The organism is Amycolatopsis sp. WQ 127309 (assembly GCF_023023025.1).
GTDB lineage: Bacteria > Actinomycetota > Actinomycetes > Mycobacteriales > Pseudonocardiaceae > Amycolatopsis.
Window position 1 is genome coordinate 631,321 of record NZ_CP095481.1, and the last position, 24,525, is coordinate 655,845.

Consider the following 24,525-nt stretch of genomic DNA (forward strand, 5'->3'; position numbering starts at 1 on the left):
CTAGCCCAGCGTCTCGGCGAGCTGGATCAGGTACTTGCCGTATTCGGAGCTCTTCATCGCCTCGCCGGAGGCGCGGCACCGCTCGGCGTCGATGTAGCCCATGCGCAGCGCGATCTCCTCCAGGCAGGCGACCCGCACGCTCTGGCGCTTTTCGATCACCTGAACGTATTGGCTGGCGGCGAGCAGGGAGTCGTGCGTCCCGGCGTCGAGCCAGGTGAACCCGCGGCCGAGCCGGCACAGCTGCGCGCGGCCCTCCTTGAGGTAGGCCTTGTTGACGTCGGTGATCTCCAGCTCGCCCCGCGCCGACGGCTCGATGCCGCGGGCGATCTCGACGGCGTCGGAGTCGTAGAGGTACAGCCCGGTGATCGCGTTGTCGGAACGCGGGCGCAGCGGTTTCTCCTCGATCGACACGAGGGAGCCGCGCTCGTCCGTTTCGCCGATGCCGTAGCGCTCGGGATCGGAGACCGGGTAACCGAACAGCGTGCAGCCGTCGAGGCGCTCACGCGCGGCGCGCAGGATTCGGGAAAACCCGGCACCGTGGAAGATGTTGTCGCCGAGGATCAACGCGGACGGATTCCCGTCGATGTGGTCCGCGCCGATCAGGAGCGCCTCGGCGATGCCGCGCGGCTGGTCCTGCTCGGCGTAGCTGATGTCGAGCCCCAGGTCGGAGCCGTCACCGAGCAGCGCGCGCAGGGCCGGGATGCTGTCGGGGGTCGAGATGACCAGGATCTCCCGGATGCCGGCGAGCATCAGCACCGAAAGCGGGTAATAGACCATCGGCTTGTCGTAGACCGCGAGCAGCTGCTTAGACGTCGCCTTCGTCAGGGGGTACAACCGCGAACCGGTTCCGCCGGCGAGAACGATTCCTTTCATGGCCTTGTTCATTTTCTGGGTCCATTCGTCGATATACGTCGACCGCGAGGCGAGAATGAGAATGCCGCGATGTGGATATCGGGAACACTAGGCAAGGCGACGCGGGGGCGTCAATGGTGCGGGCACCGCATCGAAGCGCTTCTCCCCGATGGCCGCGCGGCGGCGATTTCCGGTCGCGCTCCCAGCCGGGCCGGGAACGCGCCGTCGCGGGCCGGACGTCCCGCCGGCGGGACGCCGGGCCCGCGCGCGGCACCCGGCGGACCGGCGCGGAACCGGTGCCGAGTCCGACGTGGACACAGCCCGCCCAGCTTGTCAAAGGCCTACAGCGGTGCCAGAATCCACCTGGTCACCGAGGTGGTCCGCCTCTGCGCGGCGCCGCCCGCGCACCCGGACCGCTTTCGGCCGGACGCGGGCCCCGAAGAGGCCCGTACCACTGGGGCACCTGGGGGCGCTTTGGACACGACCGTTTCGGCACGAGGCTCGTGCACGACCGGCAGCGGCGGACGCGGACGCGCGCGCCGGGCCGGGGAGCCAACGGACAAACCCGAATGACCTTCATTTAGTCCACGGCGTGGACTAACCGGCAGGACCCCGCCCGGGCGGCGGGACGTGTGCCCGGGATCACTTTTCCAATCCACCACACCGTTGTGGTGCTATCCCGGAATGGGACGGCGAGGGCGGCCGCGCGCCGTTCCGATCCCCGCGGCCGGGCACCCCGGTGAGCGGCACCGCCCGCATTCCGGAACGGCGCGCGAAGCCGCCCCGCGGAATCCCGGAAAACCCGCCCCGCACCAGGCCCGCGTGTAGGGTGCTGACACCAAGGAATTCACCCGATCGTGGAAGGAGGAGAAGGCCAATGGGGAGGAGTACAGGGCGGCCCGGCGATCACGTTCGCCGGGCCGAGGTCGTCTACGTCGATGACGCCTAGGAGACGAATGGTGATGATGACGAGCAAAGAGGGCAGGATTCCGCGGCACGCCGAACCGGCCGGCAGCCCGCGGGACACCGACCGGTCACCGGTCGCGTCGCCCCCGGGCCGGCTGACCGGCCGGCCGTTCACCGACGGGATGCTGACCAGGCGGACCAGCCTCAACCTGCCACCCCAGATCCCGCTCGACGAGTGGAGCAGGATCGGCCACGAGATCTTCGTGATCTCGGAGTCCTCGACGTGGTGGCTGGGCGACTGGCTGATCTACGGGCAGGCGCAGTACCCCGACCGCTACATGCACGCGATCGCGAAGACGTCGCTGGACTACCAGACGCTCCGCAACTACGCGTGGGTGGCGCGGCGGTACTCGGTGACCCGCCGCCGGCCGGCGCTCAGCTTCCAGCACCACGCGGAGCTGGCGAGCCTGCCGGAGGAACAGCAGGAGAACTGGCTCGATCGGGCGGAGAAGTTCAGCTGGTCCCGCAACGAGCTGCGCAACCGGGTCCGGGCCAGCCGCAAGGCGGCGCGGGCGGCGGACGACGAGGGCGGCAGCGACGTCCTCAGCATCGAGATGAACGTGCCGGCGGACCGGAAGCAGCGATGGCTCGAGGCCGCCAGCACGACGAAGCAGGACCTGCTCTCGTGGATCGTGTCCATTTTGGACAACGCGGCGGACACCGTGATCGGGCTGCCGGGCGACGACCACGCGATATCGGGGAAGAAGGAAGGCTGACCGCCTCCCGACGCACCACCGGGGAAACCGAGTTCGACCGAAGTTCACTGGGGACTGGGGAAAGACTTTAACTCGGGTTCACCACCAGCGGCAGGCATTCCTTGCGGGGAATGCCTGCCGCTGTCTGTTACTCCCGACAAAAACTCAATGGAAGCGAGGACCCGCCATGTCCGGCAGCAGGTTGTTCACCTCGGAGTCGGTGACCGAAGGGCACCCCGACAAGATTTGCGACGCCATCAGCGACTCGATCCTGGACGGGCTGCTGTCGAAGGACCCGCGCAGCCGCGTGGCGGTCGAGACCCTGATCACCACCGGGCAGGTTCAAGTCGCCGGTGAGGTGACGACCGAGGCCTACGCCGACATCCCGACGATCGTGCGGGATGTGATCCTGCGGATCGGGTACGACTCGTCGGCGAAGGGGTTCGACGGCAATTCGTGTGGCGTCAACGTGGCGATCGGGTCGCAGTCGGCCGACATCGCCCAGGGCGTCGACACCGCGTACGAGTCGCGGGTCGAGTCGGATGAGGACGAGATCAACCGCCAGGGTGCGGGTGACCAGGGCCTGATGTTCGGGTACGCCTGCTCCGACACGCCCGAGCTGATGCCCTTGCCGATCGCGCTCGCCCACCGGCTTTCCCGTCGCCTGACCGCGGTCCGGAACGACGGCGTGCTGCCCTACCTGCGCCCCGACGGCAAGACGCAGGTGACCATCGAGTACGCGGGCGACCGGCCCGTCCGGCTGGACACGGTCGTGGTCTCGTCGCAGCACGCGGACGGCATCGACCTCGACCGCATGCTGGGCGTCGACGTGAAGGACCACGTCGTCGAGCCGGAGCTGGCGGGCCTCGGGATCGACACGTCCGGCGCGCGGCTGCTGGTCAACCCCACGGGCCGGTTCGTGATCGGCGGCCCGATGGGTGACGCGGGGCTGACCGGCCGGAAGATCATCGTCGACACCTACGGCGGCATGGCCCGCCACGGTGGTGGCGCGTTCTCGGGCAAGGACCCGTCCAAAGTGGACCGTTCGGCGGCGTATGCGATGCGGTGGGTGGCGAAGAACGTCGTCGCGGCCGGGTTGGCGACGCGGACCGAGGTGCAGGTCGCGTACGCGATCGGCAAGGCGGCGCCGGTGGGCTTGTTCGTGGAGACGTTCGGGACGGAGACGGTGGACCCGTCGAAGATCCAGCAGGCCATCACCGAGGTTTTCGACCTGCGGCCGGCCGCGATCATCCGTGATCTGGACCTGCTGCGCCCGATCTACGCCCCGACCGCCGCGTACGGCCACTTCGGCCGCCCCGAGCTGGACCTCCCGTGGGAGAACACCGCCCGCGCCGCGGACCTGAAGGCCGCCACCGGCGCCTGACCTGTCGTGAGGGGCACCTTCAGGGACATCTAAGCCCTGAAGGTGCCCTTCACGACGTTCGGTTGGCCCAGTCCGAGGCGAGGATGGCCCAGATTTCCTTGTCGTAGCGGGCGCCGTCGTACGGCCAGTACTCGCGCAGGACGCCTTCGCGGACCATGCCGAGGCGTTCGGCCACCGCCGAGCTGCGGACGTTGTCCGCGCGGCAACGCCACTCCGCGCGGTGCAGGCCGCGGGTGGTGAACGCCCAGCCGAGCAGGACCTCGCACGCCCGCGTCACCAGGCCGTGGCCCTCGGCGCCCGGTTCCAGCCAGCAGCCGATCTCGCACGAGCCCACGCCCGCGTCGAACTCCACGAACATCACGCCACCGACCAGCCGGCCGTCGAGCCGGATCCCGAGGAGCCGGCCGCCGCCGGTGGCCTGGCGCTCGGCGTACCGGCGCAGGGTCGCCCGCGCGCCCTCGACGTCGTCGGTGACGAACGCCGGCCCGACCCACGGCCGGATGTGCTCGCGCGCCCGCTCGAGGTGCCCGGCGAACTCCTCGGCCTGCCACGGCTCCAACGGCTCGAGCCGGGCGTTTTCCGTCAACGATCTGAAGAACACAGCTGCCCCCATTCACACAACGACTGTTATGCTAACACGCGTGCCGCGCCCCAGGGGAGACCACGAAGCCCGCCGCCGCGACGTCTCCGAAGCGGTCTGGCGCGTCCTGACCGCGCACGGGTTCGGCGGCCTGACGATGCGCGCCGTCGCGGCCGAGCTGGGCGCCACCACCGGCCTGCTCACCCACTACTTCAGCGGCAAACAGGAGCTGCTGGCGCACGCGCTCGACCTGCTGGACGAGCGCACGAGCACCCGCGCCCGCCGGACCACCGGCCCGGGCCTCGCCGCGGTGCGCGCGAGGCTCCTGGACATCCTGCCGCTGACCGCCGACGCGACCACGGGCAACCGGATCTGGGTGTCCTCCTGGGACACCGCACTGGCCGACCCGGCGCTGAGCGTCGCGTACGCACGGAAGTACGGCGAGAGCCGCGACCGGCTGCGCGACCTCGTCGTCGAGGCACAACACCTAGGCGAGCTGCGCCCGGGAGACCCCGAGCGCATCGCCGCGAGCGCGCTCGCGTTCACGCTCGGGCTGGTCGTCCAAGCGCTGTTCGACCCGCTCGCGTTCCCGCCGGACCGGCAGGCCGACCTGCTCGACGACCACCTCGCGCCCCTGGTGGACCCGCATTTCCCGGCGAACGGGTGAGTCCGTGTTAGCCTGTCGCCGTGCAGCGCCTGATGACGTCCTCGCGACTCGTAACCCGGCGCGCCGGCTGAACCAGGTCGCCGGCGCGCAGCGCTGACGACCCAGTTTCGCCCCCGGGGCCTGGCCCGGATCCCCTGAGAACCCGACTTCCGGAGATCCGTCATGGCCCCCACGTCCTTCGCCAGTTCCCTGCTGGTCCGCCGCCGCATCGCCACGTACTTCACCGGCGGCGCCGCGGGAATCCCCGCCCTGGTCGGCACCCTCACCCAGCAGGCAAGCATGATCCACGAACTCTCGGTCGACATCCGCGACGGCGTCCGCGAGAGCTCCCTGGCCTGCGCACTGCTGCTCCCGGACGAGGAGACGGACCACCTGCTGAACCGCCTGCGCGAACTCCCGACGGTGGTCTCGGCCGAACTCGCCTGACACCCCGGCCACAACGGACCCCGCTGACTGGACTTGCCGGTCCAAAAAAGTCTCGGCACCCTGGAGGAGTCCACCAGATTTCCGTTGCACAGGAGCACTTCCCCATGGCACTCGACCAGTACTACCTCCTCGGCCGCTCGGGGCTGCGCGTCAGCCGGCTCGCGTTGGGGACGATGAACTTCGGCACCGGCGGCTTCCACGCCGCCTACGGGAAGACCGAGGACGAGGCCCGCCCGATCTTCCGCGGTTACCTCGACGGCGGCGGCAACTTCATCGACACCGCCGACTTCTACACCGCCGGCGAGAGCGAAACCATCCTCGGCAAGCTCATCGCCGAGGCGAACGTCCGGGACAAGGTGGTGCTCACCACCAAGTTCACCAACAGCGTCGCGGACGGCGACCCGAACGCGGGCGGCAACGGGCGCAAGCACATGGTCCGCGCCCTCGAGGCGTCGCTGCGCCGGCTCGGCACCGACTACGTCGACCTCTTCCTGCTGCACACCTGGGACCGGCTCACCCCGGTCGAAGAGGTCATGCGGACGTTCGACGACCTCGTCCGCGCGGGCAAGATCCGCTACGCCGGCCTGTCCGACGTGCCCGCCTGGTACGCCTCGCGCGCCCAGACCTACGCCGAGGCGAACGCGCTCACGCCCGTGATCAACCTGCAGCTGCCGTACTCCCTGGTGCAGCGCCAGATCGAGACCGAGCACGTCCCGCTGGGCCAGACACTCGGCCTCGGCGTCACGGCGTGGAGCCCACTGGCGGGCGGCTTCCTCACCGGCAAGTACCGCGACGCCGGCACCGGCCGCTACACCGCCACGACCGGCCCGGCCTGGACCGAACGGGACTGGGCGCTGCTCAAGCCCTGGAAGAGGTCGCGGGCAAGCTCGGCGTGACGATGGCCCAGGTCGCGCTCAACTGGGTCGCCACCCAGCCGGGCATCGCATCCGCAATCGTCGGCGCGAGCAGCGCCGATCAGCTCGGCGCGAGCATGGCCGCCCTCGACTTCGAGATCCCCGCCGAGCTGCGCACCCTCCTCGACGAGGCGAGCGCGGTCCCGCCCGCGTCGGTCTACCAGATGTTCACCCCGGGCTACCAGAACTGGATCGTCACGCCGGGCCTGAAGGTCGGCGACAAGCCCGAGGGCTACGCGCCGAGCGTGCGGAACTGGGTCTAGGCCACCACTTCCCCGCCCTGCACCACGTGCCGGAACGGCCGGGTCAGCACCCCGATGTCGGCGAGCGGGTCGCCGTCCACCACCACGAGGTCCGCGTGCGCGCCGATGGCGAGGGTGCCGATCTCGCCCGTCAGGTTCAGCAGGTCCGCCGCCGTGGACGTCGCCGCGCGGATCACCTCCAGGGGTGACTGGACTTCGGCTCGCAGGCGGAACTCGTGGTTCTGGTGGCGGTGCATGCCGCCCAGGAGATCCGTGCCGTAGACCAGCTTGACGCCGCCGCGGGCCGCGCGGTCCAGGGCGGCGAGGCCCGCGTCGAGGACCTCGTCCACCTTGCGCCAGCTCGATTCCGGCAGGCCGTGCTCGCGGCCTTCCTCTTTCAGCGCCCAGTACGTCACGAGCGTCGGCACCAGGTACGCGTCCCGCTCGACGAACAGCTCGACACTGCGGTCGTCGAGGAGGTTGCCGTGTTCGATCGACCGGACGCCCAGCTCCAGCGCCCGGTTGACGGCGCGGGCGGTGTACGCGTGCGCGGCGACGTACCGGTTCGCCGCCTCCGCCTCCTCGACGATCGCGCGCAGCTCGTCGGCCGAATACTGCGTCGAGTCGATCCGGTCGGTCGGGGACGCGACGCCGCCCGAGGCCATCACCTTGAGGTGGTGGGCGCCCTTGCGCAGCTCGTCGCGCGCCGCGGCGCGGACCGCGTCGACGCCGTCGGCGATCCGGTTGAGGCCCGCGCAGCACGGGTGGTCGTCCCGGACGTGGGTGCCGCGGGTGCGGCTGTCGCCGTGCCCGCCGGTCTGGCTCAGCGCCTTGCCGCAGAACAGCAGCCGCGGGCCGCGGAACAGCCCCTCGGCCTGCGCGTCGGCGAGGCCGTAGTCGGCGCCCGCGACGTCGCGGACCGTGGTGAAACCGCGGTCGAGCATCGCGCTCATGATGCGCGCGGCCTGAGCGGCCGCGTAGGCCGGTGACTGCGCCGGCAGCGAGCCGAGGTCCGCGGTCGACGCGGCGACGTGCACGTGCGCGTCGATCAGCCCGGGCAGCACGACGGCACCGCGCAGGTCGAGCGTCCGCACGTCGGCGGCGGCGGCCGGCCCCGGCCCGGCCTCGGCGATCCGGCCGTCGGCGCACCGCAGGTCCCCTTCGGTGTACTCCCCCGTCAGCGGGTCGAGCAGGCGGGCGTTGCGCAGGAGCAGCGAAGAGGTCACCACGCCATTGGATCGGGCCGCCGCCCCGGATTCAACTGTGACTCAGCTCACGCCGCTGTCGCGACGGTTTCCGGCGCTCCCGCCGGTCTTGATCCGGACCGCACCGCACCACCCCCGGAGGACCCGATGTCCCACCCCAGCCAGACCGCCGTCGCCACCGGAGCCGGCCGCGGCTTCGGACGCGCGATCGCCACCGCGCTCGTCGCCGACGGCCACACCGTCGTCGGCATCGCGCGCGGCGAAGCCGACCTCGACGCGGCCCGGGACGAGCTCGGCGAGCGCTTCGTGCCCGTCGCCGCCGACGCGACCGACGACACGCTCGCGCGAGACGTCATCCACGAGCACCGACCGGCGCTGCTCGTGCTCAACGCCGGGGCCGTGCCGCCCATGGCGCCGATCCACGAACAGACCTGGGAGACCTTCAGCCGCAACTGGCCGGACGCGGGTGACAGCGGCCGCCGCAGCGCGGAGGACATCGCGCGCGAGGACGGCCGGGAAGCCGCGGGCCACAAGGGTGCCGCCCAGCGGCCCTTCGGCACGGTGGACTGACCACGCACGACCAGGGTGCTCAGGCTTGGCGGGGCCGAACGGCCTCGCCGGACCCGGCATCCGGCGAGGCCGGAAGCCCACCCCGGTCAGGCGCCCGGCCACCCCGAACACCCCCGCACGGCGAACCGACCGACTCGCACGGCGCGGCCGAACAGCCTGCACCGCGCGGCCGACCGGCTCGAAGGAACAGCCCGCGCGGCGCAGCCGACCGACTCGCACGGCCCGAACGAACAACCCGCACCGCGCGACCGACCGGCGCGGACGAACACCACGCACGGCACAGCCGACCGACCCGCACGGCGCGGCCGAACAGCCCGTCGGCGCTGCTCAGGCCTCCGTGTGGCCCAGCAGCGGGCGCGGCACGAACCGGACCGCCGGGTCCAGCAGCGTGTCCAGCTCCAGGACCGCTAGTTCGTTGGCCCCGCTCCGGACCACCGGACGTGGCACGTACAGCGTCCGCTGCGGCCCGCGCCGCCAATACCGGCCGAGCAGGAAACCGTTGCACCACACCATTCCCTTGCCCCACTCGGCCGTGTCCAGGAACAGGTCGGCCGGTGCGGGGACGTCGAAGGACGCGCGCAGCAGCACCGGCCCGGCCACCGGACCCGCACCATGAGCGGACGGCTCCGAAGAGCCCGGCAGCGCGGCCAGGTCGATCGGCAGCACTTCCCAGCCCAGCACCGGCGAACCGGCCACCGAGGCGCCGCCGATGATGCCCTTCGGCTCGCCGATCCGCGGGCCGTAGTCGACGCGGCCCTGGTCCTCGACCAGCACCAGCAGTTTCCCCGACGCCGGCAGCCGCACCGCGCGGTCGTGGTGCTCCCGCAGCAGCGTGCCGACGCGGACGCCGTCCAGGAACACCGTCGCCCGGTCGCGGACCTCGCCGAACACCAGCACCCCCGGCCCGTCGACCCAGGTCCGCAGCAGCGCCAGCCGCGGCACCGGGGACAGCTCGTCGAACACCGGCAGCTCTTCGCGCCACTGCCACGTGCCCCAGCGCTCCGGGGCGTCGAGCAGGGACACCGGGTCGCCCAGCACCGCCGACGGCGTCGGGGCGGCCCGCGCCGGGGGCGGCGCCGCGTCGGGAACGTCGTGGTAGCGGGCGATCACGTCCCGGAACGCGTGGTACTTCGGCGTCGGGTCGCCGGCTTCGTCGAGCGGCGCGTCGTAGTCGTACGACGTGACGATCGGCCGGTAGACGCCCTTGTCGTTGGCGCCGCTGGTGAGCCCGAAGTTGGTGCCGCCGTGGAACATGTAGAGGTTGACCGACGCGCCCGCGGCGAGCAGCGCGTCCAGTTCGGCCGCCGCGTCCGGGGCGGACGTCGTGTGGTGGTGGGTGCCCCAGTCGTCGAACCAGCCGTTCCAGAACTCGGCGCACATCAGCGGCCCGGCCGGCTGGTGCGCGCGCAGGACCGCCAGCCGGGCCACCGCGCCGGAACCGAACGACGCGGTCCGGTGCAGCCCGTCCAGGCCGCCCGCTTCGAGCATGTCCGGCTGGTCCACTGTGGTCAGTGGCACCGTGATGCCCGCCTCGCGGGTGTACTCGGCCAGCGCCTTCAGGTACCGCTTGTCGTCGCCGAACGCGCCGTACTCGTTCTCGACCTGGACGAGCAGCACCGGCCCGCCGCGGTCGACCTGGTGCGGCGCCACGACTTCGAACACCCGCGTCAGGTACTCGTGCACGGCCGCGAGGTACCGCGGCTCGAACCGGCGCACGCCCACCGCGGGGTCGCGGAACAGCCACGCCGGCAGCCCGCCGTTGTCCCACTCCGCGCAGATGTACGGGCCGGGCCGGACGATCGCGTACATCCCGGCGTCGGCGATCAGGCGCAGGAACCGGTCGAGGTCGAGACCGCCGGTGACGTCGAAGGTGCCGGGCTCGGGCGCGTGCGCGTTCCACGGCACGTACGTCTCGATGGTGTTGAGCCCCATCCGCCGCGCCTTGTCGATCCGGTCGGCCCACAGGTCCGGGTGCACCCGGAAGTAGTGCAGGGCGCCGGACAGGATCCGGAACGGCCGGCCGTCGAGCAGGAAGTCCGTGTCCCCGATGGCGAACTCAGGCATCCGCGCCCGCCAGCCGGAGCACGGTCCAGGACAGGGGCGGCAGCGTCGCGGTGATGACGGTTCCCTTCGCGTCGGACGTCGCTGCCGGCCCGGGCAGCGGCACCGGGCCCGCGGCGCCGAGGGTTTCGGCGGCGGCGACCGCGAACCGCCCGCCGCGGAGCCGGATCTCGACGTCGGTGCTCGTCTTCGTGGCGCGATTCGTCAGGAACACCGCACCGGTGGACCCGTCGAGGGTCGCGGCGACGTCGACAAGATCGACCTCGCCGTGCTGGGCGGTCCGGATCCGGTCGCCCCCGGCGGACAACCGCAGGCTCACGCCCCGGGCCAGCGACGAGACGAGCCGGAACGGGTGGAACGTCGGCTGCCGCCAGGCCGGGCCGCCGGGCTCGGTGCGGATCGGCGCGATGGCGTTCACCAGCTGCGCCTGACTGGCCATGGTGACGCGGTCGACGTTGCGCAGCAACGAACCCAGCAGCGAGCCGACGACCACCGCGTCCGTGTGAGAGTAGTTGTCTTCGAGCAGCGGCGGGTGCTCCCGCCAGCCCCCGGCGACGAGCCGCGGCTGGTCGGTCTCGGTCCAGCGGCGCAGGTCCCAGACGTTCCACTCGTCGACGCTGATCCCGACGGGACTGCCGACCTCGTCGATGATCCCGGCCGCCGTCCGGATGTAGGCGTCCAGCGCCGACGCGCTCGCGAGGTAGCTGTCGGTGTCGCCGTCGAGCTCCTGGTAGTAGGCGTGCAGCGAGATGTGGTCGACCAGCCCGGCGGTGTGGCGCAGCACCGTGCGTTCCCACGCGCCGAACGTCGGCATGCCGGCGTGGGAGCTGCCCGCGACCACCAGCTCGACGTCCGGGTCGATCATGCGCATGACCCGCGCGGTCTCGGCGGCCAGCCTGCCGTACTCGTCGGCCGTCTTGTGCCCGATCTGCCAGGGGCCGTCCATCTCGTTGCCCAGGCACCACAGCCGGAAGCCGAACGGGCGGTCGGCGCCGTTCGCGCGCCGCCGCTCGCTCAGCTCGGTGCCGCCGGGGTGGTTGCAGTACTCCAGGACGTCGGCGGCGTCGGAGATCCCGCGGGTGCCGAGGTTGACCGCGTACATCACCTCGACGCCCGCGGCTTCGGCCCACGCCGCGAACTCGTGCAGCCCGAACCGGTTCGGTTCGACGCTGTGCCACGCGGGGTCGAGCCGGACCGGCCGGTCGGGCCCGACGCCGTCCTCCCAGCGGTACGCCGAGACGAAGTTCCCGCCGGGGTAGCGCACCACCGTCGGGCCCAGCTCCCGGACCAGCTCCAGGACGTCGCCGCGGAATCCACGGCTGTCCGAAGTGGAGTGTCCCGGCTCGTGGATCCCGGTGTACACGGCCCGGCCCAGGTGCTCGACGAACGAGCCGAAGAGGCGACGCGGGACCGGACCGACCGCCTCGCGCACGTCACCTTCGATCCGGACGCTCATCCCGCGGTGACCGTGAAACCCTGCTGGTTGCCGTAGTCGACCAGCGCCTTCTGCCACGCGGCCAGCCCGGCGTCGAGGCTCGTGCCGTTGAGGTAGGCCTGACCCACGGTGTCGGTGAAGACGCTGTTCGCGTAGGTCTGGTAGGGCAGGTACGTCCAGCCCTTCGCGACGTCCTTCGACGCCTGCGTCAGCACCTGGTTGACCTTCTGGCCACCGAAGTACGGCACGGCCTGGTCGACGAACGCGGGCGAGGTCAGGTCCGCCGTGGTGGCCGGGAACCCGCCGCTCTCGATGAACGGCTTGACGCCGTTGCCGTGGTTGAGCCAGCGCACGAACGCCGCGCCCAGCGCCGGGTTCTTGCTCTGCTTGAGCACCGACTGCGTGCTGCCGCCGTTCTCCGCGGTGACCGGCTGCCCGTCGTAGGTCGGCATCGGCGCCACCGCCCACTTGCCGGTGCCGCCGGGGACCGAGGACTTGAAGTTGCCGGGCATCCAGGCCCCGGTGACCAGCGAGGAGACGGTGCCGTCGCCGAGCGCGCGGAACCAGTCGTCGGACCACTCCTTGACCGGGGCGAGCAGCTTGCCCGCGATCAGCTGGTCCCACAGCGCGGTCCACTTCTTCGCGCCCGCGTCCGCCAGGTCGATCTTCACGTTCCGGCCGTCGGTGGTGAACGGGTGCCCGCCCGCCTGCCAGATCATGCTCAGCGCGAAGCCGGGGTCACCGGTGTCGGAGGTGATGTACTTCGTCGGGTCGGCCGCGTGCAGCTTCTTCGCCGCCGCGACGTACTCCTCCCAGGTCTTCGGCACGGTGATGCCGAACTTGTCGAAGACCTCCTTGTTGTAGAACAAGGCCATCGGGCCGGAGTCCTGCGGCAGGCCGTACAGCCCGTTGTCGTTCTTCACCTGGGCCCAGGTCGACGCGCTGTAGTCCTTTTCGAACGCCTGGAAGCCGAACTGGCCGAGGTCGGCGAGCGAGTCGGTCAGCGCGAACTGCGGCAGCGCGTAGTACTCGACCTGCGCGACGTCCGGGGCGCCGGAGCCGGCCTTGATCGCGTTCTGCAGCTTGGTGTACTCGTCCTTGTTCGTGCCCGCGTTGACGTAGTTGACCTTGACGTTGGGGAACTCCTTCTCGAACGCGGCGACCTGGTCCTTCGCCGACGGCGTCCAGCTCCAGTAGGTGATCTCGCCGCCGGCCTTCAGCGCGGCGTCGACGGAGTCCTGGGTACCGGTGGCGCCGGCCGGCCCGGACGAGCTTCCGGACGAGCAGCCGACGGCCAGCAGTGCGGCCAGCGCGACGGCGCCGAACGCCTTGGCGCGACTACGGGTGCGTGACATCGAGTGTCCCTTCACGACGGTGTGACGGTTATTGCTTGACGCTGCCCGCACTGAGCCCGGACTGCCAGAAGCGTTGCAGGAGAAGGAAAGCGACGACGAGCGGGATGATCGTGAGCAGTGAGCCGGTGAGCACCAGGTTGAACACCGGCTGCGCGCCGGCGCCGGAGGCCTGCGCGCTCCACTGGTTCAGCCCGACGGTCAGCGGGTACCACTTCGGCTCGCTGAGCATGATCAGGGGCAGGAAGTAGTTGTTCCAGGTGGACACCATGGTGAACAGCGCGACCGTCACGACGCCGGGGATCAGCTGGCGCAGCGTCACGGTGAAGAAGATCCGGAGCTCGCCCGCGCCGTCGATCCGCGCCGCCTCCATCAGCTCGTCGGGGATGGCTTCGCTGGCGTACACCCAGATCAGGTAGAGCCCGAACGGGCTGATCAGCGACGGGATGATGATGGCCAGCGGGGTGTTGGTCAGGCTGAGCTTGCTGAACATCAGGAACGTCGGCACGGCGAGCGCTGTCCCGGGCACGGCTACCGCGCCGAGGACGACGGCGAAGACCGCTTTGCGGCCGGGGAAGCGGTACTTGGCCATCCCGTACCCCGCCGCGGTGGCGAGGATCGTCGCGCCGCCGGCCCCGGCGCCGACGTAGAGCAGCGTGTTCCCCAGCCAGCGCAGGAAGATCCCGTTGTCGTAGGTGAACGTCTGCCCGATGTTGTCGAACAGCGCGAACGGGCCGCCGAACGACAGGCCCGAGCTGGTGAACAGCGCGGCCTGCGTCTTGGTCGCGTTGATCACCAGCCACACCAGCGGGACGAGGGTGTAGAGCAGGTACAGCGCCATGACCGTGGTGAGCACGCGGGACCGGCGCGGCCGCGTCACGGAGATCGCCGTCATCACATCCCCTTCCGGGCGCCGCGCAGCTGGACGACGTAGGCGATGACGGCGGTGATCGCGCCCATCACGATCGCGACCGTGGCGGAGTAGTTGTACTGCTGGCCGCCGAAGGAGAGGTTGTAGGCGTACATGTTCGGCGTGTAGAACGTGCCGATCACGTTGGGCGCCAGCGTCCGCATGATGTTCGGCTCGTTGAACAGCTGGAAGCTGCCGATGATCGAGAAGATCGTGGCGATCACGATGGCGCCCCGCAGCGCCGGGAGCTTGATGCTCGCGATGGTGCGGAACGCGCCCGCGCCGTCGATCGCCGCCGCCTCGAACAGCTCCTTCGGGATCACCTTCAGCGCGGAGTAGAAGATGAGCATGTTGTAGCCCACGAACTCCCACGTGACGACGTTGCCGATCGAGGCGAGCATCCAGTGGTCCGACAACGGTTTCACGACGTCGCGGCCGAGCAGGTGGTTCAGGTCCGCCGCGAGTCCGAAGTGGTCGCCGTAGATGAAGCCCCACATCAGCGCGGCGACCACCGCGGGCACGGCGTAGGGCAGGAAGATCACGATCCGGAAGAAGCCGGCCGCGTGCAGCCGGGCGCTGTCGATCGCCAGCGCCGCGACCAGCGCGAGCAGCAGCATCACCGGCACCTGGACGGCGAGGAACAGCAGCACCTGCAGGAAGGACGCCCAGAACTTCGCGTCGGCGAGCACGTCGGCGTAGTTGGCGGCGCCGACGAACGTCGTCCCGCCGAAGAAGGCCTGGTCGCGGAAGAGGCTGAGGCCGAACGCGTAGCCGATCGGCGCGAGGAACGTCAGCGCGAACACGACCATGAACGGGGCGACGAAGAGCCAGCCACGCCACTGCCGCCTCGATCCGCGGGTCGGTGGAGCCACGGGAGCCTCGGGAGCCACTGTGGACGTCATCGTCCCTCCGGCGGTTCGAGCTGATGTTAACGTCAACATGGACGACCGGAGGGTAACGTGTTGACGTAAACATGTCCAGGACACCCGAGGAGTCATCTGTGTCGGCTGCACCCGCCCGCCGTGGACCGTCGATGGCGGACGTGGCCCGCGAGGCCGGCGTCTCGGGCCAGACGGTCTCGCGGGTGGCGAACGGCCGGACGAACGTCGACGACGCCACGCGCGAACGCGTCCTGGCCGCGATGCGCCGGATCGGCTACCGGCCCAACAGCGCGGCCCGCGCGCTGCGCAACGGGACGTTCCGCAGCATCGGCGTGATCATCTCGGCGCTGCCGACCTTCGGGAACAGCCGCACGCTCGACGCCATCGCGGCGGCGGTCGTCGCGGAAGGGTTCTCGATCATCCTGATGCCGGTGACGCGCCCGACGCAGGGCGAGGTCACCGGCGCGTTCAGCAAGCTCAACGAGCAGGCCGTCGACGGCGTCGTCATCCTCATCGAGCAGCACCAGCTCGACCAGAGCGAGATCGAGCTGCCGCACGGACTCCCGGTCGTGGTGATCGACTCCAGCGCCCGCTACGACTACCCGGTCGTCGACACCGACCAGGCCGACGGCGCGGCGAGGGCGACCCGGCACCTGCTCGACCTCGGGCACCGCACGGTGTGGCACATCGCGGGCCCGCCGCAGTCGTACGCGGCCGAGCGGCGCCGGAAGTCGTGGCAGGCCACCTTGGAGCGCGCCGGGCGCGAGGTGCCGCCGGCGTTGACCGGCGACTGGTCCCCGGAGTCGGGCTACCGCGCGGGCCAGTGGCTCGCCACGGACCCGGCGGTGACGGCGGTGTTCGCGGCGAACGACCAGATGGCGCTCGGCCTGCTGCGCGCGTTGCACGAAGCCGGCCGGAGCGTGCCGGGCGAGGTGAGCGTCGTGGGCTTCGACGACATGGACGAGTCCGCCCACTTCTGGCCGCCGCTCACGACGATCCGCCAGTCGTTCGAGGCGGTCGGCCGCCACGCGGTGGCGGCCCTGCTCGCCGAGATCGCGGCGGACGTCGAAGCGGGCGCGCCGGTGACCGTCCCGACCGAACTGGTCGTCCGCGCCAGCACGGCACCACCGCCGGAATAGCCGGTTTCACCCCGCGTCCCAGGGGGAACTACTGGCCACCAGCCGGACGGCGAATTTGTTGCCCGGTAACGCAAATGCCGTAGTGGTGTGGACCATTCAGCCGTGTCCACCAAGGAAACGAGGACGTCATGCTCGCCATCGTCGCCGCAGTGCTGTTCGGGATCGCCCTGATCATGGAGCTCGCCGGGTTCAGCCTCGGCCCGGTCATCACCACGAGCACCCTGACCACGGCCGGGCTCCTGTGCGTCGCGCTGCACCTGGCCGGTGTCGCCACCGACCGCTCGCGCTTCAGCCGGAGCCGTCGCCGCCGCTGACCCGCCGCTAGCTCGCCGCGGGCTCCAGCGCCCGGCGCAGCACCTGGGCGAACACCTCGGGTGTCTGCGCGCCGGCGACCCCGAACCGGCTGTCGATCACGAAGAACGGCACGCCGGTCGCCCCGAGGGCCCGCGCCTGCTCGCCGTCCGCCTCGACTTCGGCTTCGTAGGTGTCGGACGCCAGCACGGCGCGGGCCTCGTCGGCGTCCAGGCCGGCTTCGGCGGCCAGCTCGACCAGCGAGTCGCGGTCGAACAGCGACCGCCGCTCGGTGAAGTGCGCGCGGTAGAAGCGGTCGACGACCTCGTCGGCCAAGCCGCGGTCGGCGGCGAGGTGGACCAGCCGGTGCCCGTCGACGGTGTTTCCCATGTGGACACCGTCGAGGTGGTACTCGAGCCCGTCGGCCGCGGCGCGCTGTTCCATCTGCGCCTCCATCTCGTCGGCCTCTTCGAGCGTCCGGCCGTACTTCTCCGAGAGCAGCTCGCGCGTCGGCCGCGACGTCCCGCGAGGGAACGACGGGTCGAGCTGGAACGAGTGGTGCACCACCTCGACGTCCACGCCGAGCTCGGCCACGGCCTGCTCGAACCGGCGCTTGCCGAGGTAGCACCACGGGCAGACGAGATCGGACCAGATGTCGACGCGCACGACGTACTCCTTGATCGGGAACTCCCACCACCGTAACCACGGGGCACCACGCACTTCAACGTAACCGTCGGCGACCTGCGGGGAATTCCCTGCGCTCAGCGGGATCCGGGCGGGTACTAGGCTGCGCCCGGTGACTGTCTCGACCGACGACATCGTCCGGCACGCGGCCCGGCTGCTGTTCGCCGGCACCCGCCTCGACCTCGGCCGGATGGCCGCCGAGCTGGGGATCTCGCGCACGACGTTCTTCCGCCGCGTCGGCAACCGCGACGACCTGATGGGCGCCGGGCTCCTGCTGCTGTCCGACCGCACCTGGCAGCAGGCGCTGGAGCGCTGGCACGCGAAGCACGGCGACGACGTCCGCGGCCCGGACGGGCGGCTGCGCTGCCTGTGGGTGATGGAGGAGTACCGCCGCGAGGTCGCCGGCAACGCGGGCATGCGCAAGCTGTTCGCGACCGAGTCGACGGTCGCGCTGCGGGTCCTGACCGACCCGCGCGGCGGCGTCCAGCCCGCCCTGGTCGACGCGCACGTCGACCTGTTCCGCGCCGACGCCGAGGCCGCCGGGCTGACCCCGCTGGTCCCGCTGCCCGACCTGGCGTTCGCCGTGGTCCGCCTGGGCGAGTCGTTCCTCTACTCCGACGTCCTGGCCGCGCGCGCGGTCGACCTGGCGGTGGCGACGACGCTGCTCGACAAACTCGTCCAAGGCGCCCTCGAGCGCTAGGTCTGGTCCTCATTCACCAACAACCGGACAATTCCTCACCCGTTCGGCCGTTGTGGAACATTTCGACGAAGTGTTTCATGGGTCGACGGGAGCGGCCCACTCCGCCTCCTCGCACGCGGCATGCGTTCCCCTGCCGTGCAACGGTTCCATCGATCCGCCGTCCGTATCCGGGCGCACTTTCGCCTGCCCGGGGAAAGAGAGCGATCCATGTCCGTACTCACCAGCCCGCCGACGTCGTCTGGCTCGGGTGAGAAAACCCGCCGCCTCGGCTGGCGCAGCAAGACCGCCGGTGTCGTGGTGGCCGCGCTGGCGCTGACCACCGGTGTCGTCGCGCCGGCCCCGGCCGCCGCGAACCCCTACGAACGGGGTCCGGCACCGACCACGTCCAGCATCGAAGCCAGCCGCGGCAGCTTCGCGACCAGCACCACCACGGTGTCCCGGCTGGCCGTCTCCGGCTTCGGCGGCGGCACCATCTACTACCCGACCAGCACGGCCTCCGGCACGTTCGGCGCGGTCTCGATCGCGCCGGGCTTCACGGCCACCCAGTCGAGCATGGCCTGGCTGGGCCCGAGGCTCGCGTCCCAGGGCTTCGTGGTGTTCACGATCGACACGATCACCACGAGCGACCAGCCCGACAGCCGGGGCAGGCAGCTACTGTCCTCATTGGACTACCTGACCCAGCAGAGCTCGGTGCGGTCGCGGATCGACAGCAGCAGGCTCGGCGTCGTCGGGCACTCGATGGGCGGCGGCGGCACCCTGGAGGCGGCGCGCTCACGGCCGTCCCTGCAGGCGGCCGTCCCGCTGACCGGCTGGAACCTGACGAAGAGCTGGTCGACCGTGCGGGTGCCGACGCTGGTCGTCGGGGCCCAGGCGGACACCGTCGCCCCGGTGGCGTCGCACTCGATCCCGTTCTACACGAGCCTGCCGTCCTCTTTGGACAAGGCGTACCTGGAACTGCGCGGTGCCAGCCACTTCGCGCCGAACTCGGCGAACACGACGATCGCGAAGTACACGCTGTCCTGGCTCAAGCGGTTCATCGACGACGACACCCGGTACGAGCAGTTCCTCTGCCCGATCCCGGGCACCAGCACGACGATCTCCGACTACCGGGGCAACTGCCCGCACGCCGGCTGACCGGTCCGCCGGGCCCGCGCTTCACCGCCGCGCGGGCTCGGTGGCCCACTGCAACAGGAACCGCAACGCGGATTCGGAGTCGGACCCGGGCTCGGCGGTGTAGGCCACCAGCCGCTGACCCGGGTGCGTCTCCACCGAGAACTGCTGGACGTCCAGCGTGACCGCGCCCGCCACCGGGTGCACGTAGGTCTTGGTCAGCTCCCGCGGCCCGCGCACCTGGTGGCTGCTCCACCACGACCGGAACTCCGCGTCCTTCAGCACCAGCTCGCCGACCAGCGCGGCCAGCACCGGGTCGGCGGGGTCCCGGCCGGCCTCCATCCGCAGCACCTCGACGCACGCGCGTGCCGCCCGCGGCCAGTCCGCGTAGCGGGAGCGGTAACCGGCGTCGAGGAACGTCAGCCGGATCAGGTTGCGCTCGGCCGGCGCCAGCGCGCCGAAGTCGATCAGCAGCGCGACGGCCGCGCGGTTCCACGCCAGCACGTCCTGCCGGCGGTTCAGCACCAGCGCCGGGATGTCGGGCATGCCGTCGAGCAGCCGCCGCAACGGGCCCGCGACCCGATCCGCCGCAGGCGGCCGGGGCGAGGTGCGCGGCGCGACGTCGGCGAGGGTGAACAGGTACGCGCGCTCGTCCGGGGCCAGCCGGAGGGCGTCCGCGAGCGCGTCCAGGATCGTGCGGGACACGCGCCGGGTGCGGCCCTGCTCCAGCCGGATCACGTAGTCCGTGCTCACGTGCGCGAGCTGCGCCAGCTCCTCCCGCCGCAGGCCGGGCACCCGCCGCGGCCGGCCGTCGTCGGGCAGCCCCGCCCGGCGCGGGTCGAGCGCGGCGCGGCGGGCCCGCAGGAACTCGCCCAGTTCGGTGCCACCCATGCCTCCAGTGTCGCACCGGTCGGCGGCCGGCTGCCTGGTACGCGCGTGCACAGGCAACACCCTCCCTGGTCCGGGGCCCGCGGAAGGCCGACGGTGGGGTCATGACCACTCCACGAATCGGTTACGGCGCGATGCGGCTCACCGGGCCGGGCCACTGGGGCGACTACCCCGACCGCGAAGGCGGCGTCAAGCTGCTGCGTCAGGTCGCCGACGCCGGCGTGACGCTGATCGACACCGCCGACGTCTACGGCCCGCACACCAACGAGCTGCTGATCCGCGACGCGCTCCACCCGTACCCGGAGCACCTGCGGATCGCGACCAAGGGCGGGTTCGTCCGCAGCGGCCCGGAGATCTCGACGATCGCCGCGCTCGGCCACCGCCAGTACCTCCGCCAGTCCGCGAAGCTGAGCGCGCGCCGTCTGGGCGTCGAGCGGATCGACCTCTACTACCTGCACAGCGGCTGGGCGCGGGACGCGTCGTTCGAGGAGCAGGTCGGCACCCTCGCCGAGCTGCGGGAGGAGGGCGTGATCGGCGACATCGGCCTGTCGAACGTGACGCTCGAGCAGCTCCGCACCGCACAGGCCATCGTCGAGGTCGCCGCCGTCACCGCGCACTACAACGTCGCGGACCGCCACGAGCAGCCGCTGCTGGACGCCGCCACCGAGGCCGGCGCGATCTTCGTCCCGTGGCAGCCGGTGTCGCTGGCCGTCCCGGGCGCACCGACGGACACCGCCGGGCCGGACGCGGTCCGCCGCGTGCTCGAGCCCATCGCCGCGCGGCACGGCGCGACCGTCTCCCAGGTCGCGCTGGCCTGGCTGCTCGGCCGCTCCCCCGCCGTCCTGCCGATCCCCGGCACGACGTCCATCGCGCACGTGCGGGAGAACCTGGCCGCCGCGGACCTCGTCCTGAGCCCCGAGGAGCACACGGCGATCACCTGACCGGCGTTCAGCAGGTGGGACGACGACGTCCGAGGGGCAGAATCGAGAGCGTCATCCCGTCCCGGATCGTGGAGGAACACCGGTGTCGCGACCCCTGCGGAAGCTCGGCTTCCTGACCATCGGCCTGTTCGACGCGGCCGACCCGCGCCGCGGCCACGAATCGACCCTCGAGATCATCGAGCTCGGGGAACAGCTCGGCTTCGACAGCGCCTGGGTGCGGCACCGCCACCTGCAGTACGGCATCTCGTCGCCGGTCGCCGTGCTGGCCGCGGCGTCGCAGCGCACCAGCCGGATCCACCTCGGCACCGCGGTGATCCCGCTGGGCTGGGAGAACCCGCTGCGGCTGGCCGAGGACCTCGCCACGGTCGACCTGCTCTCGGGCGGGCGGCTCAACCCGGGCCTGAGCGTCGGGCCGCCGATGCGCTGGGACGAGGTCAAGCCGGCCCTCTACCCGGACACCGCGGACGTCGAAGACTTCAGCTACGAGCGCGTCCAGCGGCTGCTGGACTTCGTGCGCGGCGAGCCGGCGACGGAGTTCAGCGGCACCGCGGGCTTCGAGGTGTTCTCCGACCGCGTCCAGCCGCAGGCGCCCGGGCTCGGCGACCGCCTCTGGTACGGCGGCGCGAGCCTGCGCTCGGCGGAGTGGGCCGGCAAGCACCGGATGAACTTCCTGACCAGCAGCGTCGTCAAGGCCGAAGAGGCGGACGACTTCGCGGACATCCAGCTGTCCCACATCCGGACCTTCCGCGCCGCCCACCCCGACGGCGAGAACGCGCGGGTATCGCAGGGGCTCGTCGTCGTCCCGACCGACAGCGCCACGCCGGAACAGCGCGCCAAATACGAGGCGTTCGCCGCGAAACGGCTGCCGCGCACGGAAACCCCGCAGGGCCCGGCGCGAATGCTGTTTTCCCCCGATTTCGTCGGCACTTCCGCGGAAATCGCCGAGCGGCTGCACGCCCACGCCGCATTCCGGGAAATCGACGAGGTCGCGTTCGCGCTGCCGTTCACCTTCGAGCACGAGGACTACGTCCAGATCCTCACGGACATCGCGACGAAGCTCGGCCCGGAGCTCGGCCGGCACCCCTGAGACGCGGAAAGTCCACAGTGGCCTCGATAAGGCCACTGTGGACTGATCCGGGGAATGCTTACTTGTTGGTGCCCGGGGTCAGCACCTTGTCGATCACGAAGACGGTGGCGTTCTTGGTGGGGATGTTGCCGCAGAGGATCTTCGCGCCGTTGACGGTCATGTTGTCGCCGGTGCCCTCGATCTTCAGCGGGCCACCGGCGGCGTTGAGCGAGTCGAGCGTGCCGGCGGACGCGAGGCCCTTGGCGTCGTAACGCTTGCCGACGACGTGGTACTGCAGGATCGGCGACAGCTCGGCCGGCTTGCCCGCCAGCTCGTTGAACTTGGCGTCACCCAACGCGGCGAAGGCCGGGTCGGCCGGCGCGAACACCGTGATGGCGGGGGCGCTGTTGAGGGTGTCGACCAGGTTGGTGGCCTTGACCGCGGCGACCAGCTTGGTCAGCAGCGGGTTGGTCGACGCGGCGGAGGCGACGGGCTGCGGGCCCATCGAGTCCAGCGAACCGGGCGCGGAACCCTGCGGCAGCTGCGAGCAGGCCGGACCGAAGACGTCGGCGTTGGTCGTCATGCCATCGGAAGCACCCGCGGCGGCGCTGGAGGACGGGGCGGCCATCGAGGACGACGGGGCCGGGGCGCTGGAGCTGCCCGACGACGCGGTGTCGCTGCCGCTGCACGCGGTCAGGGTGAGCGCGGCGGCCGCCGTCAGACCGATACCGGCGATACGAAGGTTACGCACGAAAAATCACTCCATTAAGCGGCTTGGACAGTTCACTCGGAACTGTTTGTTGTGGGTCATTCGGGGCTGCGGCGAAAACGGATTGGGTCCGATCGGGTGACACGGCTCACTGCGCGGTGAAAGCGAAACCGTGTCACCCTGCCGGCGTTTCGGCGAAACTGGTCAAGAAAGCGAAATCGTGCTGACCGGCGCGGTCGTCGGGCCGGCGGAACCGCCCGCGGGCTCGACGGTGATCCCGATGTGGTCGGTGCCCGGCGGGATCGCGGCGAGCATCGGGCGCATCTGGTGCGGCGACTCGGGTTGCATCAGCCCCGCCGACCGCGTGCCGCCGGTGCCGGTGAACCACACCTGGTAGGCGTGGCCCGCGTCGAGCGCCGGGAACCCGGAGGCGAGCAGGACGGCCTTGCCCTGGCCGCGCGACACCACGAGCGTGGCGCCGCTCTGGCCGGAGCCCTTGAGCGTCGAGGCGTCCGGCGCGGTCAGCACCGAGTTGAGCGACGCCTGTTCCTGCTGGGCGGTGTCGAGCTGCCGGTCACTGGAGGCGGTGTGCACGCCGAACGCGACCGCCACGACGGCCGCGGCGGCGGCGCCGAGCAGCGCGACGCGCACCTGCCAGGTCCGCGCCCGGCCGGGCGCGGCGCCGATGGCGGTCACCTTGGGCGGCACCTGCCGGGTCCGGGTCACCTCGGCCAGCACGCGGGCCCGCAGCTCCGCCGGCGGGTCGACCGCCACGGCGACGGCGAGCCGCGAGCCGGTCGCCCGCAGCTCTTCGACCTCCTGGCGGCAGGCGGCGCACTCCCCGAGGTGCCGTTCGAACTCGGCACGTTCCGCATCGGACACCGCGTCGAGCGCGTAAGCGCCGGTCAGCGTGTGCAGTTCGGCAGTCATCGTTCCACCCCCAAGCAGTCGCGCAGCCGGATGAGCCCGTCCCGGATCCGGGTCTTGACGGTGCCGGGTGCCACCTTCAGCACCTCGGCCACTTCCGGGTAGGTGTAGCCGTTGTAGTAGGCCAGCACGATGGACTCGCGCTGCAGGTCGGTCAGCGCGGACAGGCACTGGCGCACCCGCTCCTGGTCCAGGCTGGCCATGGTGGACTCGGTGACCTCGTCGAACGGCCGTTGCACGTCCATCCGGCCGACCTTGTCCTCGCGGTCGAGCACGGCCTGGTGGGAGCGCACGCGGTCGACGGCCCGGCGGTGGGCGATCATCAGCACCCACGACAGCGCGCTGCCGCGCTCCGGGGCGAACCTCGTGGCCTTGCGCCACACCTCCACCAGTACCTCCTGCGCCACTTCCTCGGCCTGGGCGTGGTTGCGCAGCACGCGCATCGCCAGACCCAGCACCGGACCGGCGATGAGGTCGTAGAGCGCCGAAAAAGCGCTCTCGTCCCCGGCCCCGACCCGCTGCAGCAGTTCCTCGGCACTGGCCACGGTCACCGGAGCCTCGTCCGTATGCAGCCGCAGCCGCCCACGCTCACCCATCCCCGGCAACCTCCACGTCACCCACGACGCCCTCCGGCATCTGCGGGGGATTCGCGACCGGCGGGCGCGGCGGACTGGTCTGTGCGGCGATGAGGTGGCGTGTCCCACCCTGACGGGGCAAGTTCGGCAGCCGGACCCATCCGTCCGGTCAGCGGCTCCGAAGACCTGGTGTCGCGGACTCGGTCCGGTCCGGCCGCTTCGTGAAAGTCGCGACGAATCCTTCACGTTCGAGGCTGCGCGTTGCCCGTTTGTTCGCGCTCACGGTGACCTTTAGCACTTCTCGGTCCCCCTATGGAGTGAAACGCTTTCGCATTGAGAAGGCATTGACCTCACT

24 protein-coding genes and 1 pseudogene are annotated in these 24,525 nt (G+C 71.1%); 12 read left to right on the top strand and 13 right to left on the bottom strand.

Annotation, left to right across the window (positions count from 1 at the left end; genetic code table 11):
* A complete protein-coding gene (rfbA, locus tag MUY22_RS02340; RefSeq protein WP_247063580.1) occupies positions 1-873 on the bottom strand; it encodes a glucose-1-phosphate thymidylyltransferase RfbA in 873 nt (290 codons plus the stop codon).
* Between the two features lie 941 nt (positions 874-1,814).
* On the opposite strand from rfbA, the gene MUY22_RS02345 reads away from it, so the two are divergent.
* Positions 1,815-2,534, top strand: coding sequence for an LmbU family transcriptional regulator (locus MUY22_RS02345; RefSeq protein WP_247056526.1), 720 nt, complete (start codon positions 1,815-1,817; stop codon positions 2,532-2,534).
* A 166-nt stretch (positions 2,535-2,700) separates the two neighbouring features.
* Positions 2,701-3,897: a methionine adenosyltransferase gene (gene metK / locus MUY22_RS02350; RefSeq protein ID WP_247056529.1), complete on the top strand. Its 1,197-nt coding sequence runs from the start codon at positions 2,701-2,703 to the stop codon at positions 3,895-3,897.
* 49 nt (positions 3,898-3,946) lie between these two features.
* Here the strand turns inward: metK and MUY22_RS02355 are convergent, their stop codons facing one another.
* On the bottom strand, positions 3,947-4,483 hold the full coding sequence (locus MUY22_RS02355; protein ID WP_247056531.1) for a GNAT family N-acetyltransferase: 537 nt from the start codon (positions 4,481-4,483) through the stop codon (positions 3,947-3,949).
* 55 nt (positions 4,484-4,538) lie between these two features.
* On the opposite strand from MUY22_RS02355, the gene MUY22_RS02360 reads away from it, so the two are divergent.
* The 3 genes and pseudogenes from MUY22_RS02360 (at position 4,539) to MUY22_RS02370 (ending at position 6,747) form a co-directional block, all read left to right on the top strand.
* Entirely contained in the window at positions 4,539-5,144 is a 606-nt protein-coding gene (locus tag MUY22_RS02360) for a TetR/AcrR family transcriptional regulator (protein ID WP_247056533.1), read from the top strand.
* A 162-nt stretch (positions 5,145-5,306) separates the two neighbouring features.
* Positions 5,307-5,570, top strand: coding sequence for a hypothetical protein (locus MUY22_RS02365; protein ID WP_247056535.1), 264 nt, complete (start codon positions 5,307-5,309; stop codon positions 5,568-5,570).
* A gap of 173 nt (positions 5,571-5,743) precedes the next feature.
* Positions 5,744-6,747, top strand: a pseudogene (locus tag MUY22_RS02370) (aldo/keto reductase).
* On the opposite strand, the gene MUY22_RS02375 reads toward MUY22_RS02370, so the two are convergent.
* Positions 6,744-7,952 (bottom strand): amidohydrolase family protein, encoded by a 1,209-nt coding sequence (locus MUY22_RS02375; protein ID WP_247056537.1) that lies wholly within the window; start codon positions 7,950-7,952, stop codon positions 6,744-6,746. The pseudogene MUY22_RS02370 and the gene MUY22_RS02375 sit on opposite strands and share 4 nt — an antisense overlap.
* A gap of 126 nt (positions 7,953-8,078) precedes the next feature.
* Between MUY22_RS02375 and MUY22_RS02380 the strand changes: the two genes are divergently transcribed.
* Entirely contained in the window at positions 8,079-8,501 is a 423-nt protein-coding gene (locus MUY22_RS02380) for an SDR family oxidoreductase (protein ID WP_247056540.1), read from the top strand.
* Positions 8,502-8,828: 327 nt separating this feature from the next.
* Here the strand turns inward: MUY22_RS02380 and MUY22_RS02385 are convergent, their stop codons facing one another.
* From MUY22_RS02385 to MUY22_RS02405, 5 genes are read right to left on the bottom strand one after another with little or no spacing between them, the layout of a single operon-like run.
* On the bottom strand, positions 8,829-10,565 hold the full coding sequence (locus MUY22_RS02385) for a beta-galactosidase family protein (protein ID WP_247056542.1): 1,737 nt from the start codon (positions 10,563-10,565) through the stop codon (positions 8,829-8,831).
* Positions 10,558-12,018, bottom strand: a complete 1,461-nt coding sequence (locus tag MUY22_RS02390; RefSeq protein WP_247056544.1) for an alpha-N-arabinofuranosidase — start codon at positions 12,016-12,018, stop codon at positions 10,558-10,560. The genes MUY22_RS02385 and MUY22_RS02390 overlap by 8 nt, the downstream gene beginning before the upstream one ends.
* Positions 12,015-13,352 (bottom strand): sugar ABC transporter substrate-binding protein, encoded by a 1,338-nt coding sequence (locus MUY22_RS02395; protein ID WP_247056546.1) that lies wholly within the window; start codon positions 13,350-13,352, stop codon positions 12,015-12,017. The genes MUY22_RS02390 and MUY22_RS02395 overlap by 4 nt, the downstream gene beginning before the upstream one ends.
* 28 nt (positions 13,353-13,380) lie before the next feature.
* Positions 13,381-14,244: a carbohydrate ABC transporter permease gene (locus MUY22_RS02400; RefSeq protein WP_247056552.1), complete on the bottom strand. Its 864-nt coding sequence runs from the start codon at positions 14,242-14,244 to the stop codon at positions 13,381-13,383.
* Positions 14,244-15,161 (bottom strand): carbohydrate ABC transporter permease, encoded by a 918-nt coding sequence (locus tag MUY22_RS02405; RefSeq protein ID WP_371827574.1) that lies wholly within the window; start codon positions 15,159-15,161, stop codon positions 14,244-14,246. Before MUY22_RS02405 ends, MUY22_RS02400 begins: the two co-directional genes overlap by 1 nt.
* A 131-nt stretch (positions 15,162-15,292) precedes the next feature.
* On the opposite strand from MUY22_RS02405, the gene MUY22_RS02410 reads away from it, so the two are divergent.
* Together MUY22_RS02410 and MUY22_RS02415 are read left to right on the top strand one after the other, a co-directional pair.
* The gene (locus tag MUY22_RS02410; protein WP_247063582.1) at positions 15,293-16,279 is read left to right on the top strand and encodes a LacI family DNA-binding transcriptional regulator; all 987 of its coding nucleotides are present in this window, start codon (positions 15,293-15,295) and stop codon (positions 16,277-16,279) included.
* A 128-nt stretch (positions 16,280-16,407) separates the two neighbouring features.
* A complete protein-coding gene (locus MUY22_RS02415) occupies positions 16,408-16,593 on the top strand; it encodes a hypothetical protein (RefSeq protein WP_247056556.1) in 186 nt (61 codons plus the stop codon).
* 7 nt (positions 16,594-16,600) lie between these two features.
* Here MUY22_RS02415 and MUY22_RS02420 read toward each other — a convergent pair whose 3' ends face one another.
* A complete protein-coding gene (locus tag MUY22_RS02420) occupies positions 16,601-17,224 on the bottom strand; it encodes a DsbA family oxidoreductase (protein WP_247063585.1) in 624 nt (207 codons plus the stop codon).
* Positions 17,225-17,366: 142 nt separating this feature from the next.
* Here MUY22_RS02420 and MUY22_RS02425 point away from each other — a divergent pair, with 142 nt between their 5' ends.
* Both MUY22_RS02425 and MUY22_RS02430 read left to right on the top strand, forming a co-directional pair.
* Positions 17,367-17,954 (top strand): QsdR family transcriptional regulator, encoded by a 588-nt coding sequence (locus tag MUY22_RS02425; protein ID WP_247056558.1) that lies wholly within the window; start codon positions 17,367-17,369, stop codon positions 17,952-17,954.
* A 207-nt stretch (positions 17,955-18,161) separates the two neighbouring features.
* Complete coding sequence (locus tag MUY22_RS02430) at positions 18,162-19,088, top strand: dienelactone hydrolase family protein (RefSeq protein WP_247056560.1); 927 nt, start codon at positions 18,162-18,164, stop codon at positions 19,086-19,088.
* A 21-nt stretch (positions 19,089-19,109) separates the two neighbouring features.
* Here the strand turns inward: MUY22_RS02430 and MUY22_RS02435 are convergent, their stop codons facing one another.
* Positions 19,110-19,955, bottom strand: a complete 846-nt coding sequence (locus MUY22_RS02435) for a helix-turn-helix transcriptional regulator (RefSeq protein ID WP_247056562.1) — start codon at positions 19,953-19,955, stop codon at positions 19,110-19,112.
* A 101-nt stretch (positions 19,956-20,056) separates the two neighbouring features.
* Here MUY22_RS02435 and MUY22_RS02440 point away from each other — a divergent pair, with 101 nt between their 5' ends.
* Both MUY22_RS02440 and MUY22_RS02445 read left to right on the top strand, forming a co-directional pair.
* A complete protein-coding gene (locus MUY22_RS02440) occupies positions 20,057-20,893 on the top strand; it encodes an aldo/keto reductase (protein ID WP_247056564.1) in 837 nt (278 codons plus the stop codon).
* Positions 20,894-20,975: 82 nt separating this feature from the next.
* A complete protein-coding gene (locus MUY22_RS02445; RefSeq protein ID WP_247056566.1) occupies positions 20,976-21,980 on the top strand; it encodes an LLM class flavin-dependent oxidoreductase in 1,005 nt (334 codons plus the stop codon).
* 58 nt (positions 21,981-22,038) lie between these two features.
* Here MUY22_RS02445 and MUY22_RS02450 read toward each other — a convergent pair whose 3' ends face one another.
* From MUY22_RS02450 to sigK, 3 genes are all read right to left on the bottom strand, one after another.
* Complete coding sequence (locus tag MUY22_RS02450) at positions 22,039-22,710, bottom strand: fasciclin domain-containing protein (protein ID WP_247056569.1); 672 nt, start codon at positions 22,708-22,710, stop codon at positions 22,039-22,041.
* Between the two features lie 162 nt (positions 22,711-22,872).
* Complete coding sequence (locus MUY22_RS02455; protein ID WP_247056571.1) at positions 22,873-23,598, bottom strand: anti-sigma factor domain-containing protein; 726 nt, start codon at positions 23,596-23,598, stop codon at positions 22,873-22,875.
* Positions 23,595-24,191, bottom strand: a complete 597-nt coding sequence (sigK, locus tag MUY22_RS02460; protein ID WP_247056573.1) for an ECF RNA polymerase sigma factor SigK — start codon at positions 24,189-24,191, stop codon at positions 23,595-23,597. Before sigK ends, MUY22_RS02455 begins: the two co-directional genes overlap by 4 nt.
* Positions 24,192-24,525: the final 334 nt, after the last annotated feature.